This window comes from Mesorhizobium sp. P2_A12, from assembly GCF_056405075.1.
Map to the genome: position 1 here is coordinate 317,387 of NZ_JBFUCU010000001.1, position 14,418 is coordinate 331,804.

Here is a 14,418-nt window from a genome sequence, read left to right on the forward strand (position 1 = left end):
ACTATACGACATGAAAACCATAATGTCGGCGCCATCACTGGTCCTTATGTCTGGCCGTGACAGGCCCGCCGCTTTCGATTATCGCTTTTGCCATGACGCTGCCGACCGATCCCGCCGAAAACCTTGCCGCCCTTATCCGTTGTGCTTCGGTGACGCCCGCCGAAGGCGGCGCGCTGACCGCGCTGGAGACGATGCTGAAACCGCTCGGCTTCCTGGTCGATCGGCCGGTGTTTTCGGAAGATGGCACGCCGGACATCGAGAACCTCTATGCCAGGCGTTCCGGCAACGGCCCGCATCTGATGTTCGCCGGCCACACCGACGTGGTGCCGGTCGGCGACGAAGCCGCCTGGACGCATCCGCCCTTCGGCGCCGAAATCGCCAATGGCGAGATGTATGGCCGGGGCGCCGTCGACATGAAGGGCGGTATTGCCTGTTTCATCGCCGCCGTCGCGCGCCATGTCGAGAACAAAGGCGGCCCGAAGGGTTCGGTGTCGCTGCTGATCACCGGCGACGAGGAAGGGCCGGCCATCAACGGCACGGTCAAGCTGCTCGAATGGGCGGCTTCCAGGGGCGAGAAATGGGATGCCTCGATCGTCGGCGAGCCGACCAACCCGGACGCGCTTGGCGACATGATCAAGATCGGCCGCCGCGGCTCGATGTCGGGCGCCATCACCGTCAATGGCCGCCAGGGCCATGTCGCCTACCCGCAGCTTGCCGACAATCCGGTGCGCGGGCTGATGGGTCTGGTCGATGCCTTGCTGCATCCTGTCTTCGACAAGGGAACCAGGGATTTTCAGCCGACCAATCTGGAGGTGACGTCCATCGATGTCGGCAACCCGGCCACCAATGTCATTCCGGCCAAGGCGACCGCCACCTTCAACATCCGCTTCAACGACACCTGGACGGCGGAGACCGTACAGGCGGAAATCCACAACCGGCTCGATCAGGCGGCCAAACGCAAGAAGTACCGGCAGGGCAAGAAGACACCGGTCGACTACGACCTCGTCTGGCGCGACCGGCCGAGCCATGTCTTCCTGACCCGCGACGACAGGCTGGTCGAAACGTTGCGCGGCTCGATCAGGTCGGCGGTCGGCAAGGAGCCGGCGCTGTCGACCTCGGGCGGCACCTCGGATGCGCGCTTCATCAAGGACTATTGTCCGGTGGTCGAGTTCGGGCTGGTCGGCAAGACCATGCACATGGTCGATGAGCGCGTCGCCATTGCAGATCTCGAAACGCTGACCCAAATCTACCAGCGCTTCATCGAAGACTGGTTCGGGCAGGCATGAGCATGCTTTCAGCGGACGAAACCCAAGCTTCGCTGATGGGCGCCTGGCGGCTGATGCTCGGCAAGGCCGACGGCTTGCGCCTGCTCGACCTGTCGGCCGACGGCTTCTGGAATTCCTTTTTCGCCATCATCGTCGCTGCACCCGCGCTGATCGTCGGCTGGGTCGGCATCGCCAACGAGATCGGCGATCCCGACGCTTTCGCCGGACGCTTCAGCATGCTGTTGCGGCTGGCGACGGTCGATATTGGCTCCTGGGTGCTGCCGCTCATCGCTCTGGCCCTGGTCGCGCCGCGCGCCGGCATTGGCGGCCGCTTCGTCCATTATGTCGTTGCCAGCAACTGGGCCTCGGCCATCACCGCCTGGCTGATGCTGCCCTCGGCGCTGATCAGGCTTTTCCTATCGTCGGCAAGCCAGGTTTCGAGCCTTGTGTCGTTGCTGCTGTTTGCCCTGTCGATGGTGCTGACCTGGCGCATGACAAACGTCACCATCGGCAAGGGGGTAGCCATCGGCACCGCCGTTTTCGTCGGCATGTTCGTGGCCTCGCTGCTGGCGCTGTTCGGCCTGCAGGCGCTGCTCGGCATCAGCGTGCCGGACGATGTCGGGTCTCAGAGCCTTTCAGGGTTCTTCTCCGGATAGAGCCTTAGGGGGCTCTATCCTGGATAATCGACGCCAATGAGAAAAAGCCCGTCGGGCGGTGCGACCTGGCCGCAGGCGGCGCGGTCGTGCGCCTCGAGCGCCGCTTTGAGGTCGGCGACGGTCCAGGCGCCTTCGCCGACACGTTTGAGGGAGCCAACCATCGAACGCACCTGATTGTGCAGGAACGAGCGCGCCGAAGCCTTCACCTCGATCAGGTCACCCTCTCGGCTCACGTCGAGCCGCTCCAGCGTCCTGATCGGGCTGTTGGCTTGGCATTGGGTCGAGCGGAAGGTGGTGAAGTCATGCCGTCCGAGCAGCACTTTCGCCGCTTCGTGCATGGTGCCGGCGTCGAGCCGTTTCGGCACCCACCACACTTTGCCCTTGTCGATCGCCGCCGGCGCGCGGCGGTTGAGGATGCGGTAGACATAGTGGCGGCCGGTGGCCGAGAAGCGCGCGTCGAAGCTGTCTGCGACGACCGTCGCCTTCAGGATGGCGATATGTGCGCCGGCCATCTGCAGATGCGCGTTGACGGCATCACGCACCTTGTCGCCTGGCCACGCCTTCGCGAGGTCGACATGCGCCACCTGGGCGGTCGCATGCACGCCGGCATCGGTGCGGCCGGCGGCGCGCAACCGGACCTCTTCGCCGCAGAATTTTTGGATCGCCTGCTCGATCGCCTGCTGCACCGAGGGCTGATCCGCCTGGTGCTGCCAGCCGGCAAACAGGCTGCCGTCATATTCGATGTCGAGGCGAAAACGCGGCATGCTAGAGCATGATGCCGAAACGTGTGCAGCGGCTTTCGGACGACATCATGCTCTATCTCTTTGAGTTAGAGGCGACGCCGCTTACGCGGCGAGTGCCGAGCCGAAGGCCGAGGCGTAGACCAGCCTGCCGGCTTCCGGGGCGTCACCCCAGGTCAGGGCCTGCAGGGCCTCGCTCTGGTATTCGCTCTCGAACTTCTCGGCGCGTGCATGGCTGTAGCCGAAACGGCTGTAATAGGCCGGATCGCCCAGCACCACGGCCAGCGTCTCGCCGGCATCCCTGAGGCGGATATGCGCCTCGCGGATCAGCGCGCCGCCAATGCCGCTGCCATGGAATGAGGGCTCGACCGCCAGCGGCGCCAGCGCCACCGCCGCGAAGTTCTTGCCGCCGCTCTGGACGAACAGCCGCGAAAACAGGATGTGGCCGACCACCTGGCCGTCCTCTTCCGCCACCAGTTCGGTGACGGCGTCGCCGCCGGTCACCAGCGCGTCGACCAGTCCGGCCTCCGCCTGCTGGCCGAAAGCGTGTTCCTCGACGAGGCGGATGGCCTCGCGATCTCGCGGCGTCGCCGCGCGTATCGACATCATGCTCATGAGAATTTCATTCCTTTTTCGATCTTGGCCCCGCGCAGGAATTCCGACGCGGCAGCGGGCCTTCCGCCCGCCCGTTGAACTTCGACCAGACTGATCGCACCTGCCCCGCAGGCGACCGTCAGCCGGTCATCGAGAATTCCTCCCGACTCGCCGGCGCCTTGCGATAGCGTCGAGCGAAGCAGTTTCAGCCGCTCCGGGCGGCCGCCAATTGCAATCTCGGACCAGGCCCCGGGAAAGGGCGACAGGCCGCGGATGGTATTGTGCACTTCGCTCGCCGAGCGAGTCCAGTCCACGCGAGTCTCGGATTTATCGATTTTTTTGGCGTAGGTCACCCCTTCCACAGTTTGTGCGGTAAATGTCAGGGTGTTCCTTTCCAGTCGCGCCAGCGCTTCCACCATCAGTGCAGCACCGACGCTCATCAACCGATCATGCAGATCGCCGGCTGTCATATCGGGTTCGATGGCGCATTTTTCAACCATTGCCACCGGGCCGGTGTCCAGGCCCTCTTCCATGCGCATCACCATCATGCCGGTTTCGCTGTCACCGGACATGATCGCGCGTTGGATGGGCGCGGCACCCCGCCAGCGCGGCAAAAGCGAGGCATGGCCGTTGATGCAGCCAAGCCGGGGTGCCTCCAGAACCGCCTTCGGCAACAGCAGGCCATAAGCGACCACCACTGCGACATCGGCCCGCAGGGCGCGGAAAGCGGCCTGCTCGGCCTCACCTTTGAGCGATACCGGTGAGCGCGTCTCGATGCCCAGCCGCTCGGCCTCACGCTGCACCGGCGACGGCGTCAACTCCAGCCCGCGTCGTCCGGCGGCGCGCGGCGGCTGCGTATAGACGGCTGCGACATCATGTCCGGCCTCGGCGATGGCGCGCAGCGTCGGGACCGAAAACTCCGGCGTGCCCATGAAGATGACGCGAAGGGGCATGCCCCTATCCCACCATCTTGCCCGGCACTTTGTCCCTGGCCAGCTTCTTGAACTTCTTCACCACCATGTCGCGCTTCAGCTTCGAGATGTGGTCGATGAACAAGACACCATTGAGGTGGTCGATCTCGTGCTGCAGGCAGGTCGCCATCAGCCCCTCGGCCTCGATCTCCTGCAGCTTGCCGTCGCGGTCGAGATATTTGACCCGCACGCCTGCCGGGCGTTCGACCTCGGCGTAGTAGTCCGGGATCGACAGGCAGCCTTCCTCGTAGACCGAGCGCGTGTCGGCGCTGCTCAGGATTTCCGGGTTGATGAAGACATGCGGTGCCGGCGTCTCGTCTTCCTTGGCCAGATCGATCACCAGCATGCGCACTGGTTCGCCGATTTGGATAGCCGCGAGCCCGATGCCGGGCGCGTCATACATGGTCGCCAGCATGTCGTCGGCTAATTTGCGCAAAGTCCCGTCGACGCGCTCCACCGGCTTCGAAACCTGGCGCAGGATGGGGTCGGGAAGGATGATGAGCGGCTTGATCGGCATGGCGTTCCACCTAAGACCTCCAGCGAAAAGCGTCAACCGGGGCGCCGGGGCGCCGTTCACGTTTTGATCTGTGCCAGCCCCGCGAATCGGCTATGCTGTCCACATGAATGATCTGACATCCATCCTTTCGGAGCCTGTCGCCCGGCTTGGCGCCTCCACGATCACGCTCGGCCATGCGCTGGCCGTCGGCGCATTGCTGTTTCTCGGCCTGTTCGTGGCGCTTGTCATCGCGCTGTGGCGGTCGGCCAAGGCACGCGCCGTCGCCGCCGCTGAGGCCGCCGATCATGCCCGCGACGCCGAGGCACGAATGGCCGGCATCTTGCAAAGCCAGGCCGAGATGCAGGGCCGCATGGGCGCCATCGCCGAAGTGTTCGGAGCACGCCAAGCCGAGCTGACGCAGTCGATCGGCCAGCGCCTCGACGCCATGACCGGCCGCATCGGCCAGACCATGACCGAGCAGACCAAATCCACGCATGAGAGCCTGGCCAAATTGCAGGAACGGCTGGCGATCATCGACACCGCTCAAGGCAACATCCAGTCGCTTGCCGGCCAGGTCGTGCAATTGCAGGCAATCCTGTCCAACAAGCAGACGCGCGGCGCCTTCGGCCAATCGCGCATGGAGGCGATCGTTGCCGATGGCCTGCCGCATGGCGCCTACGAGTTCCAGGCAACGCTGTCGAACGGCAGCCGGCCGGACTGCCTGGTGAAGATGCCGAATGGCGCGCCGTCGCTTGCCATCGATGCCAAATTTCCGCTCGAAGCCTGGAACGCCATCCGCGCCGCCGATGGCGCCGACCTGCAGAAGGTTGCTGCCCAGGCCTTCCGCCGCGACATCGAAATCCATGTCCGTGATATATCCGAGAAATATCTGATCCAGGGCGAGACGCAGGACACCGCCTTCATGTTCGTGCCGTCGGAATCGGTGTTCGCCGAGATCCACGAGAATTTCGAGGCCATCGTCCACAAGGCGCACCGCGCCCGCGTCGTCATCGTCTCGCCGTCGCTGCTGATGCTGTCGATCCAGGTCATCCAGGCGATCCTCAAGGACGCCCGCATGCGCGAACAGGCGCATCTCATCCAGGGCGAGGTTATCCGGCTGATGGAAGACGTTGCGCGCGTCGACGAGCGCGTGCGCAAGCTGCAGGTCCATTTCGGCCAGTCGACCAAGGACATCGACGACATCCTTGTCTCGACGTCGAAGGTCACCAGGCGCGGCCAGAAGATCGAGGCGCTGGAGTTCGGCGCGCAGCCCGACGGGGATGCCGGCCCGGACGCCGCGCCACGGGCTGCCGCCGCGAAGGTCGAGACAGGGACCCGCGTCGCCGATTCGAAGACCGGGCAGCTCAGGCTGAGGGTCGTCGAAGGCGACGACTGACACCTGAGGAGCGCTATTGCTCCTCCACTGTGGTCATGCCCTGGAATTCCGGCAGCCAGTGCAGCGCTGAACTGTGCCATTTCTGCTGTGTCGGGATCAAATCTTCGCGTTGCCGTGCGGTTCCCGCTCGAATTCCATAGACCTTTGGACCATCTCCAACCGACGTGGCGTAAAGGTGCGAACCGCAGTCGGCGCAAAAGGCCTGGGCGCGCTTGGCACCGCTCGCCCCGGTCTTGACATAGATTTTCGGCGTACCTTTGGTGATCCGGTAGTGATCCTCAGGCGCCGGAACAGTCACCCGAAAGGCCGTGCCGGTCAGTTTCTGGCAGTCGGTGCAGTGGCAGATCGAGGTCTTTTCCAGGTCGACCTCCGCCTCGTAGGTGATGGCGCCACAGTGGCAGCCGCCGTCGATTCTCATCTTGTTTCTCCCTGCTTCGCCGGCATCTTAACCGGCCCGATCCGGCTCGTCTCCCGACGCGGCTTCAACAATCTTGCGCCTCCGTTCCCAGGTCCCGGTCGTCTGCGGCTTGACGAACAGCCTGGCGATCTCCGGCATCTCTGTCTTCAGCCGCGCCTCCAGGCGCTCCACACAGGCTTCGATCTCCGGCGCCGTCAGGTGATCCTCGAACTCGATGCTGAGAGCAGCGACGATCTCTTGCGGTCCCATGTGGACGGTCAGAACGCCGTTCGCCTGCTGCACCGCCGGATCCTGCTGGACGATCGCCAGCACTTGTCCCTGCACCTCTGGGGAGGCCGGCTCGCCGATCAGCAGCCCCTTGCTTTCGCGGGCCAGGAAGATCGCCGTCGCGCCCAGGATCAGCCCAATGCCGATCGAGGCGGCGCCGTCGAGCTCCGGCATCTCCAGCAGCTCCGCCGCAAGGATGCCGGCGAAGGCGACGATCAGGCCGAGCAAGGCTGCGCTGTCCTCGAACAGCACGGTGTAGACGCTGGGGTCCTTGCTCGACTGCACGGCCTGTAACCAGCCTTGCTTGCCCTTCTGCTGGCGGAACTCTTTCAGCGCCACCAGCCAGGAGCTGCCCTCGAACAGGAAGGACAGGCCAAGAACGATGTAGTTCACCTTGGCGTTGACCACCGGCTCCGGCGCCATGATGTGGATCACACCTTCGTAGAAGGAGACGCCGGCGCCCAGTGCGAAGACCAGAAGGGCGACGATGAAACTCCAGAAATAGAGTTCGCGGCCGTGTCCGAGCGGATGCGTCCGATCGGGCGGGCGGGCGGCGCGGTGCATGCCATAGAGCAGCAGGCCGCCATTGCCGGTATCGACCAGGGAGTGCACGCCTTCCGACAGCATCGCCGAACTGCCGGTGAAGAAAGCGGCAGCGAACTTGGTCAATGCGATGGCGAGATTGCCGGCGAGCGCCGCGTAGATCACCCTCTTTGAGCCGCCATGCCCGGCCATGATGCTGCCCCCGTTCAAGGAGCCAGTCTAACGGCCAGCCCGTCAAAGCTCCACAAGACAACACAACGCGCGAACCGTCGGCTCGTTCGGTCGGCTATTCGACGATCTCGTCGGTCCAAACTTTGAAACCGGCGAGCGTGCCCGGCCCGAAGATATGGGTCAGCGGCACGTCGGCGGCGTCGCGACCGGAGGCGATCAGGATGCGGCCGATGCGCGGCGCATTGTTGCGCGGGTCGAAGGCATGCCAGCGGCCGCCGAGATAGACTTCCATCCAGGCGGCGAAATCCATGCTCGACCACGGCTTTGGCGTGCCGATGTCGCTGATGTAGCCGGTGCAGTAGCGCGTCGGGATGTTGAGCGCCCGGCAGAAGGTAACCGCGAGATGCGCGAAGTCGCGGCAGACACCACTCTGTTCGCGATAGGCTTCCGCCGCGGTACGTGTCGGCCGCGCATTGCCGTAGTTGAAGACGATATGATTGTGGACGAAGTCGCAGACCGCCTGCACACGCGCAATGCCGAGCGGCGTGTGGCCGAACAGCCGCCACGCCTCGCTCGCCAGAAGGTCGCTCTCGCAAAAGCGGCTGGGCAGCAGAAACAGCAGCGTATCCGCCGGCAGGTCGCGCACCTCGTGCTGCCAGGCCATCAGGTCGCCCATCTCGAAGGTGCCGGGATCGCGGATCACCGCGTCGGTGCCGAAGGTGAACCGCCCTGGCGGAGCGACGAACCGGTTGCACCAATTGCCGAAACTGTCGCGATAACTCTCGATCGGCACTGGCGGGTTGGAGGTCAAGAAGTCGGGCCGCTCGAGGTCGGAGGCGCGGGAATAGTGGACATTCAGCATTGCGATGAGCGGCGTTTCCTGCGGAAAGTCGAAGCTCATCTCGCAGCCGATGTGGATTCGCATTGTCGTCCTGACCGGCCTGCCTGTTCATCGCTTGGCGGAAGGCCGGGCTGATGCTGCAGTGCGAAGATGACCATGGCACGGACCGGCATGGTTTACGAGCAAATTTGAAACCGGTTGAAAGCGGTCGGCTGGCGGCGTCGACTGGCGCTAGCCTCTTGCAGTCGGACGTTTCTCTTGTTTCACTTCGCTTCCCGCAATCGGAGGAACGAATCATGGCTAAAGGTGCGATGAAGGCAGGCAAGGAAGCCCGCAAGCCGAAGAAGGATGCCAAGAAGCCCGCCCCGGCTCCAGCCTTGAAGGCGCCGCCCGTCAAGGCGATGAAGCTCAAGGACAAGTAGGTCCGGTCAAAACCCGTCCGAACGGGATTGCGACCGGCAACGTTGTTGCCGGTCGCTGTTGATCGAGCGCTCGAATTTCTTATATTGGCGGGGCGGGGACGACCTCGCACTTTCCCCGATAATCCGGCCGGGACGACCCGCAATTGTTGATGAGCATCGGAATCCGAATTCGGTCCGATGCCTTGATGGAGCGTTGTCGATGGCGTGGACTCTTCTGTTTTTTGCCGGCCTGTTCGAGATCGGCTGGGCAATCGGCCTCAAATACACGGACGGCTTCTCGAAGCTGGTGCCCACCGTGCTGACCGTTGCCTCGATGATCGTCAGCCTCGCTCTGCTAGGCCTGGCGCTGAAGGCGCTGCCCGTCGGCACCGCCTACGCGGTGTGGACGGGCATCGGTACCGTCGGCACGGCACTGCTCGGCATCTGGCTGCTCGGCGAGCCGGCCACCGCGATCAGGCTGGCCTGCATCGCGCTCATCGTCTGTGGCATCATGGGGCTGAAGTTCGCCGCCTGATCATACCAACAAAGCGCGTCGCGTTTGAACGGGATTCAGATGGCGTGCTTTGGGGTGCTGTTCCTGCGCACGCCGTCCTCCCAAACCGGAAGCCACTTTTGGGCGACAGGCAGTGGACAAACACGTTCAGGGCCGCTGCAAGGCGACCCTGATCTTCGAAGCAGATTGCTCCGTTGCTGGGAGGCTAGCGCGCGGAGAAGCCTGGAGGCGTCCTGCCCGTGCGCTGCTTGCGCGCCGCATAACGCGCGTCGCGCTTGGCCTTGCGTTCGGCTTCGTCGGCCAGCAAACGGGCGATGCGCTCGTTTTCTTCGGCTTCCCGAATCTTGGCTTCAGCCTGCGCTGCCTCTTCGGCCGCGATGCGTGCCGCTTCGGCTGCTGCCTCGCGCTCGGCCTTCTCGACCGCCTCGCGTGCCAGCTTTTCCTGCTTTAGCCTGGCCTTTTCAGCCTCGCGTATCTGGCGAGCCTCAAGGATTGCCTTGCGTTCGGCCTGTCGTGCCAGCACCGTCGGATCGTCTGCTGCCGGCTTTGACTTGAAGCGCTCCAGAAGCGCCTTCTTTGCCTCGTTTGCGGCATTGCGCCGCTCGAAAATGTCTTTTTCCCTGTAGATAGCCAAGTCCACTTCCCTGAAGTCAATTCGCGAGGCTTACATACGCGCGAATGCCGAGAGTTCAAGCGCCAAAACGGCATGCCAGCCATGAAATTCCGCAATGTTGCACCTGGGAGACGTATTTTCGACCGGAACCGGCATGCACTGTTCACCGTCCGCCCCTCTGGCGGCGAGGCGGGTCGATGGCTACCTCTAGCCCGAAACTCCAACACCAGGATGACATTCGAATGGAACTCGGTCTCTACACCTTCGCCGACGTCAGCCCACAGCAGGGCCCCGGCGCGATTGGCCCGCATGAACGGCTGCGCAACCTGATTGAGGAGGTCGAACTGGCCGACCAGGTCGGCCTCGACGTCTTCGGTCTCGGCGAGCATCACCGGCCTGACTATGCCGCCTCCGCACCGGTCGTGGCGCTGGCCGCTGCCGCCGAGCGCTCGAAGCGCATCAGGCTGACCAGCGCGGTCACCGTTCTGTCCTCCGACGATCCGGTGCGCGTCTTCCAACAGTTCGCCACACTCGATCTTCTGTCGGGCGGCCGCGCCGAGATCATGGCCGGGCGCGGCTCGTTCATCGAATCCTTCCCGCTGTTCGGTTACAATCTCGAAGACTATGACGAGCTGTTCGCCGAAAAGCTCGACCTCCTGCTTGCCATCCGCGATCATGTGAAGGTCACCTGGTCCGGCAATCTGCGCGCGCCGATCAACGATCGCGGCGTCTATCCCAGGCCGTTCCAGGCCAGGCTGCCGGTCTGGATCGCTATTGGCGGCACGCCGCAATCGGCAGCGCGCGCCGGGGCCCTCGGCCTGCCGCTGGCGCTCGCCATCATCGGCGGCGAGCCGGCGCGTTTCGCGCCGCTGTTCGATCTCTACCGGGAGGCGGCCAAGCGCGCCGGCAACGATCCGGCAAGCCTCGCCACCAGCATCAACGTGCACGGCTTCATTGCCGAAACGACCGAGCAGGCGGCCGATGATTTCTACGGCCCACAGGCCGAAGTGATGAACCGCATCGGTCGCGAGCGCGGCTGGGGCCCGACGTCGCGGGCGCATTTCGATCAGTCGCGTGGCCCCAATGGCGCACTGTTCGTCGGCAATCCCGAGCAGGTGGCCGAGAAGATCGTCGCCCAGCACAGGATATTCGGCAATGACCGCTTCCTGCTCCAGATGGCGATCGGCACCATGCCGCATGCCAAGATAATGAAGGCGATCGAGCTCTACGGCACCAGGGTGGCGCCGATCGTACGCAAGGAAACAGCGAAGTCCGCGCCCGCGGTGCCGGCGCCCGTTGCATAGGTCAGCGGGAGGTCCGCGCTCCGGGCCTTGTGCCCGGCTAACGGAACCCAAGCGGCGGTAGAGGCGTTTTCGTCAACGGATTGCACCAATTGCGGTGCGCCGGTGAGGGTCCATGATGAAAGCCGAACCCGCCGCTTTGGGCACAGGCGTTGCCGAGGCTGAAGACCCGCGCGTCGCGGCTCGCGCGGACACGCATCTGATGCGTTCGCTGCTCATCGGCATCTTCCTGTTCATGGCTATCTACGCGCTTTACTTCGCCCGCGCCTTCTTCATGCCGGTGACCCTGGCTTTCCTCTTGGCGTTGACGCTGACGCCGATCGTCCGGCTGCTGCGCAAGCATGGTATCCCCGAGGTGATTTCGGCGACCCTCTTGGTGCTGTTGTCGCTATGCATCTTTGCCAGCGCCGGTTATCTGCTCAGCGGCCCGGTCATCGACCTCATCAACAACACCTCGTCGATCGGCCAGCAGCTTACCGAACGCCTGGCGCAATTGCGGCGTCCGTTCGAGAGGATCATGCAGATCTCGCACCAGATCGAGCAACTGACCGAGACGTCGCAGGAGGCCGGCATCCAGAAGGTGGCGGTCGCCCAATCAGGCATCCTGTCCTCGGCGGCCAGCAACATCCTGTCGGCGGGAACAGGCCTCACCATCATCTTCGTGCTGTCGCTGTTCCTGCTCGCTTCAGGCACGATGTTTTATGAGAAGATCATCCAGTCCTTCGCCAGCCTCAGTGAAAAGAAGCGGGCGCTGCGCGTCGTCTATGACGTGGAACGGGAAATTTCGCACTATCTGCTCACCGTCACCATCATCAATGCCGGCCTTGGCACGGTCACTGGCCTTGGCTTGTGGGCGCTCGGCATGCCCAACCCGCTGGTCTGGGGCGTCGCCGCCGCCCTGTTCAACTTCCTGCCTTATGTTGGGGCGCTGATGACCATCGTTCTGGTCGCGATCATGGCGCTGATCAGCTTCGACACCATCTCCTACGCGCTGCTGGCGCCGGCCTTCGTGCTGGTGTGCGACATCGTCGAAGGCCAGTTCGTGACACCGATGGTGGTCGGCCGCCGCCTTGAGATCAACGCCGTGGCGATCTTCATCGCCATCGCATTCTGGTCGTGGCTCTGGGGTTTCGTAGGCGCCTTGATGGCCGTGCCGCTGCTGGTCGTCATCAAGGTGTTCTGCGATCATTTCGACGGGCTCAGCCCTGTCGGCAACTTCCTCGCCGCGCAGCATACGGCCGTCGTCGTGGACGATGACATCGCCGACACGGAATCCGCAAAGAGCTGATCAATATTTTTGAATTTGCGGCGTCGCCGGGCGCTCCCTACATGCGGTCCCTACACAGGATCCCGTTCATGACCGCTCTTTCCGTTCTCGACCTGTCGCCGATCATCGAAGGCAGCGATGCCTCGCAGTCGCTCGCCAATTCGCTCGATCTTGCCCGTCATGCCGAGCGGCTGGGCTACAAGCGCTATTGGCTGGCCGAGCATCACAACATGCCGGGCATCGCCAGTGCCGCCACCGCGGTCGTCATTGCCCATGTCGCCGGCGGCACCAGGACCATTCGTGTCGGCGCCGGCGGCATCATGCTGCCCAACCATTCGCCGCTGGTGATTGCCGAACAGTTCGGCACGCTGGCCGCCTTGCATCCGGGCCGCATCGATCTCGGCCTCGGCCGCGCGCCCGGTACCGACATGGGCACGGCACGCGCCTTGCGCCGCAACCTCGAGGCCGGCGTCGACAATTTCCCGCAGGATGTCGTCGAGCTGATGGGCTACTTCCAGCCGGCCGAGGAAGGCCAGCGCATCCGCGCCGTGCCGGGCGAGGGCCAGAACGTGCCGATCTGGATACTCGGTTCCAGCCTCTACGGAGCGCAGCTCGCCGCCATGCTCGGCCTGCCCTATGCCTTTGCCTCGCATTTCGCGCCGGCGGAACTCGACCATGCGCTGGACGTCTACCGCTCGCGTTTCCAGCCGTCGGGACAGCTCGACAAGCCGCATGTGATGCTCGGCCTCAACGTCTTTGTTGCGCCCACCGATGCCGAGGCGCGCTTGCTGTTCACCTCGCTGCAACAGGCTCTCGTCAATCTACGCACCGGCCGGCCCGGTCGGCTGCCGCCGCCGGTCGAGAACTATGACCGCGATCTCGATCCGATGGCCAAGACCATGCTTGGCCAGGCGCTGTCCTGCGCGGTCGTCGGGTCTCCGGAAACGGTCCGGCAAGGCATCGACGCGTTCGTGCGCCGCACCGGCGCCGACGAGCTGATGGTCACCGCGCAGATCTTCGACCACGCGGCCCGCGTGCGGTCGTTCGAGATCCTGGCCGAGGCCCACAAATCGCTGTCGCAGGCGGCCTGATATTCTTGGCTTGGAGAATAAAGGGTGCTTCTGCTAAGGGCGGGGCACCCTTCCGCAAGATCGAGCTCCGCCCATGAAAAATGACCATGACGCACGCATGCAGTTTGCCATCGAACTGGCGCGGCGTGCCGGCGAACTCGGCCTGAAGTACTTCCGCGACCTCGACAGCCTGACCATCGAGAGCAAGGGCCATCAGGACCTGGTTTCTGAAGCAGACCGCGAGGTCGAGCTGTTCATCCGCGCCGCCATTGCCGCCGACTATCCGCAAGACGGCATCGTCGGCGAGGAGCATGCGTCGGTCGCGGGTTCGACCGGCTATGTCTGGGTGATCGATCCCATCGACGGCACCGCCAATTTCGTGCGCGGCATCCCGGCCTGGTGCGTGGTGATCGCCTGCGCCCTGCATGGCGAGACCGCGGTTGGCGTGATCCACGAACCGTCGACCGGCGAGACGTTTCACGGCCGGCTCGGCGGTGGCGCCTTCGTCAACGGCAGGCCGATCGGGACCAGCGCGGTCACCAGCCTGGAAGAAGGATCCGTCGGGACCGGATTTTCAAACCGCGCCGACACAGAAAATGTCGCCGTGCTGGTCCGCCTGCTGCTGGCCGAGGGCGGTGTCTTCTTCCGCAACGCATCCGGCGCCTTGATGCTCGCCTATGTCGCCGCCGGCCGCCTGCTCGGCTATGTCGAGGAGCACATGAACGCGTGGGATTGCCTGGCCGGCATGCTTCTGGTCGAGGAAGCCGGCGGCATGGTTGTTAAGCCCGATCCGAAGACGGTGCTCCGGGACGGAACGCTGGTCATAACGGGCGGCAAGGGCGTCTTCCCAAAGCTGCGGGAGCTTTCTTCGGAGGCGTTCAAGCTCTGAACGCC

Annotated in this window: 17 protein-coding genes; 9 read left to right on the forward strand and 8 right to left on the reverse strand. The window is 64.1% G+C overall.

The genetic code is table 11. The annotated features are described in order from the left end of the window. Positions 1 to 92 precede the first annotated feature (92 nt). Together dapE and AC1DZU_RS01490 are read left to right on the forward strand one after the other, a co-directional pair. The gene (gene dapE, locus AC1DZU_RS01485; protein ID WP_477281079.1) at positions 93 to 1,286 is read left to right on the forward strand and encodes a succinyl-diaminopimelate desuccinylase; all 1,194 of its coding nucleotides are present in this window, start codon (positions 93 to 95) and stop codon (positions 1,284 to 1,286) included. Between the two features lie 2 nt (positions 1,287 to 1,288). Next, the gene (locus tag AC1DZU_RS01490; protein WP_477282185.1) at positions 1,289 to 1,921 is read left to right on the forward strand and encodes a transporter; all 633 of its coding nucleotides are present in this window, start codon (positions 1,289 to 1,291) and stop codon (positions 1,919 to 1,921) included. 14 nt (positions 1,922 to 1,935) lie between these two features. Here the strand turns inward: AC1DZU_RS01490 and truA are convergent, their stop codons facing one another. The 4 genes from truA to def all read right to left on the reverse strand — a co-directional run bounded on the left by truA (position 1,936) and on the right by def (position 4,743). Then, entirely contained in the window at positions 1,936 to 2,685 is a 750-nt protein-coding gene (truA, locus tag AC1DZU_RS01495) for a tRNA pseudouridine(38-40) synthase TruA (RefSeq protein ID WP_477281081.1), read from the reverse strand. 81 nt (positions 2,686 to 2,766) lie between these two features. Continuing rightward, positions 2,767 to 3,276 carry a GNAT family N-acetyltransferase gene (locus tag AC1DZU_RS01500; RefSeq protein WP_184872969.1) on the reverse strand — a complete coding sequence of 170 codons (510 nt, stop codon included), beginning with the start codon at positions 3,274 to 3,276 and terminating at the stop codon, positions 2,767 to 2,769. Further along, entirely contained in the window at positions 3,273 to 4,208 is a 936-nt protein-coding gene (gene fmt, locus AC1DZU_RS01505; protein ID WP_477281084.1) for a methionyl-tRNA formyltransferase, read from the reverse strand. The genes AC1DZU_RS01500 and fmt overlap by 4 nt, the downstream gene beginning before the upstream one ends. 4 nt (positions 4,209 to 4,212) lie before the next feature. Then, on the reverse strand, positions 4,213 to 4,743 hold the full coding sequence (def, locus tag AC1DZU_RS01510) for a peptide deformylase (protein WP_477281086.1): 531 nt from the start codon (positions 4,741 to 4,743) through the stop codon (positions 4,213 to 4,215). Positions 4,744 to 4,846: 103 nt separating this feature from the next. On the opposite strand from def, the gene AC1DZU_RS01515 reads away from it, so the two are divergent. After that, the gene (locus AC1DZU_RS01515) at positions 4,847 to 6,118 is read left to right on the forward strand and encodes a DNA recombination protein RmuC (protein WP_477281088.1); all 1,272 of its coding nucleotides are present in this window, start codon (positions 4,847 to 4,849) and stop codon (positions 6,116 to 6,118) included. Between the two features lie 13 nt (positions 6,119 to 6,131). Here the strand turns inward: AC1DZU_RS01515 and AC1DZU_RS01520 are convergent, their stop codons facing one another. The 3 genes from AC1DZU_RS01520 to AC1DZU_RS01530 all read right to left on the reverse strand — a co-directional run bounded on the left by AC1DZU_RS01520 (position 6,132) and on the right by AC1DZU_RS01530 (position 8,442). Continuing rightward, positions 6,132 to 6,536 (reverse strand): GFA family protein, encoded by a 405-nt coding sequence (locus tag AC1DZU_RS01520; RefSeq protein WP_477281090.1) that lies wholly within the window; start codon positions 6,534 to 6,536, stop codon positions 6,132 to 6,134. A 27-nt stretch (positions 6,537 to 6,563) separates the two neighbouring features. After that, the gene (locus tag AC1DZU_RS01525) at positions 6,564 to 7,538 is read right to left on the reverse strand and encodes a cation diffusion facilitator family transporter (RefSeq protein ID WP_477281092.1); all 975 of its coding nucleotides are present in this window, start codon (positions 7,536 to 7,538) and stop codon (positions 6,564 to 6,566) included. A gap of 94 nt (positions 7,539 to 7,632) precedes the next feature. Beyond that, on the reverse strand, positions 7,633 to 8,442 hold the full coding sequence (locus tag AC1DZU_RS01530) for a transglutaminase-like domain-containing protein (RefSeq protein ID WP_477281094.1): 810 nt from the start codon (positions 8,440 to 8,442) through the stop codon (positions 7,633 to 7,635). A 212-nt stretch (positions 8,443 to 8,654) separates the two neighbouring features. Here AC1DZU_RS01530 and AC1DZU_RS01535 point away from each other — a divergent pair, with 212 nt between their 5' ends. Together AC1DZU_RS01535 and sugE are read left to right on the forward strand one after the other, a co-directional pair. Then, positions 8,655 to 8,780, forward strand: coding sequence for a hypothetical protein (locus AC1DZU_RS01535; RefSeq protein ID WP_013528464.1), 126 nt, complete (start codon positions 8,655 to 8,657; stop codon positions 8,778 to 8,780). Between the two features lie 199 nt (positions 8,781 to 8,979). Continuing rightward, positions 8,980 to 9,294 carry a quaternary ammonium compound efflux SMR transporter SugE gene (gene sugE, locus AC1DZU_RS01540; RefSeq protein ID WP_477281096.1) on the forward strand — a complete coding sequence of 105 codons (315 nt, stop codon included), beginning with the start codon at positions 8,980 to 8,982 and terminating at the stop codon, positions 9,292 to 9,294. A 184-nt stretch (positions 9,295 to 9,478) separates the two neighbouring features. Here sugE and AC1DZU_RS01545 read toward each other — a convergent pair whose 3' ends face one another. Further along, the gene (locus AC1DZU_RS01545; protein WP_184872979.1) at positions 9,479 to 9,907 is read right to left on the reverse strand and encodes a DUF6481 family protein; all 429 of its coding nucleotides are present in this window, start codon (positions 9,905 to 9,907) and stop codon (positions 9,479 to 9,481) included. A gap of 221 nt (positions 9,908 to 10,128) precedes the next feature. Here AC1DZU_RS01545 and AC1DZU_RS01550 point away from each other — a divergent pair, with 221 nt between their 5' ends. The 4 genes from AC1DZU_RS01550 to AC1DZU_RS01565 all read left to right on the forward strand — a co-directional run bounded on the left by AC1DZU_RS01550 (position 10,129) and on the right by AC1DZU_RS01565 (position 14,413). Further along, on the forward strand, positions 10,129 to 11,190 hold the full coding sequence (locus tag AC1DZU_RS01550) for an LLM class flavin-dependent oxidoreductase (RefSeq protein ID WP_477281099.1): 1,062 nt from the start codon (positions 10,129 to 10,131) through the stop codon (positions 11,188 to 11,190). 115 nt (positions 11,191 to 11,305) lie between these two features. Further along, positions 11,306 to 12,475: an AI-2E family transporter gene (locus AC1DZU_RS01555; RefSeq protein ID WP_477282187.1), complete on the forward strand. Its 1,170-nt coding sequence runs from the start codon at positions 11,306 to 11,308 to the stop codon at positions 12,473 to 12,475. Between the two features lie 68 nt (positions 12,476 to 12,543). Then, positions 12,544 to 13,545 (forward strand): LLM class flavin-dependent oxidoreductase, encoded by a 1,002-nt coding sequence (locus AC1DZU_RS01560; protein WP_477281101.1) that lies wholly within the window; start codon positions 12,544 to 12,546, stop codon positions 13,543 to 13,545. 73 nt (positions 13,546 to 13,618) lie between these two features. After that, entirely contained in the window at positions 13,619 to 14,413 is a 795-nt protein-coding gene (locus AC1DZU_RS01565) for an inositol monophosphatase family protein (RefSeq protein ID WP_477281103.1), read from the forward strand. The last annotated feature ends 5 nt before the right edge of the window (positions 14,414 to 14,418 follow it).

Excerpts from the sequence above, each read along its gene's own strand:
- dapE (WP_477281079.1), top strand. The coding sequence starts at position 93 with ATGACGCTGCCGACCGATCCCGCCGAAAACCTTGCCGCCCTTATCCGT.
- AC1DZU_RS01490 (WP_477282185.1), top strand. The coding sequence starts at position 1,289 with ATGCTTTCAGCGGACGAAACCCAAGCTTCGCTGATGGGCGCCTGGCGG.
- truA (WP_477281081.1), bottom strand. The coding sequence starts at position 2,685 with ATGCCGCGTTTTCGCCTCGACATCGAATATGACGGCAGCCTGTTTGCC.
- AC1DZU_RS01500 (WP_184872969.1), bottom strand. The coding sequence starts at position 3,276 with ATGAGCATGATGTCGATACGCGCGGCGACGCCGCGAGATCGCGAGGCC.
- fmt (WP_477281084.1), bottom strand. The coding sequence starts at position 4,208 with ATGCCCCTTCGCGTCATCTTCATGGGCACGCCGGAGTTTTCGGTCCCG.
- def (WP_477281086.1), bottom strand. The coding sequence starts at position 4,743 with ATGCCGATCAAGCCGCTCATCATCCTTCCCGACCCCATCCTGCGCCAG.
- AC1DZU_RS01515 (WP_477281088.1), top strand. The coding sequence starts at position 4,847 with ATGAATGATCTGACATCCATCCTTTCGGAGCCTGTCGCCCGGCTTGGC.
- AC1DZU_RS01520 (WP_477281090.1), bottom strand. The coding sequence starts at position 6,536 with ATGAGAATCGACGGCGGCTGCCACTGTGGCGCCATCACCTACGAGGCG.
- AC1DZU_RS01525 (WP_477281092.1), bottom strand. The coding sequence starts at position 7,538 with ATGGCCGGGCATGGCGGCTCAAAGAGGGTGATCTACGCGGCGCTCGCC.
- AC1DZU_RS01530 (WP_477281094.1), bottom strand. The coding sequence starts at position 8,442 with ATGCGAATCCACATCGGCTGCGAGATGAGCTTCGACTTTCCGCAGGAA.
- AC1DZU_RS01535 (WP_013528464.1), top strand. The coding sequence starts at position 8,655 with ATGGCTAAAGGTGCGATGAAGGCAGGCAAGGAAGCCCGCAAGCCGAAG.
- sugE (WP_477281096.1), top strand. The coding sequence starts at position 8,980 with ATGGCGTGGACTCTTCTGTTTTTTGCCGGCCTGTTCGAGATCGGCTGG.
- AC1DZU_RS01550 (WP_477281099.1), top strand. The coding sequence starts at position 10,129 with ATGGAACTCGGTCTCTACACCTTCGCCGACGTCAGCCCACAGCAGGGC.
- AC1DZU_RS01555 (WP_477282187.1), top strand. The coding sequence starts at position 11,306 with ATGAAAGCCGAACCCGCCGCTTTGGGCACAGGCGTTGCCGAGGCTGAA.
- AC1DZU_RS01560 (WP_477281101.1), top strand. The coding sequence starts at position 12,544 with ATGACCGCTCTTTCCGTTCTCGACCTGTCGCCGATCATCGAAGGCAGC.
- AC1DZU_RS01565 (WP_477281103.1), top strand. The coding sequence starts at position 13,619 with ATGAAAAATGACCATGACGCACGCATGCAGTTTGCCATCGAACTGGCG.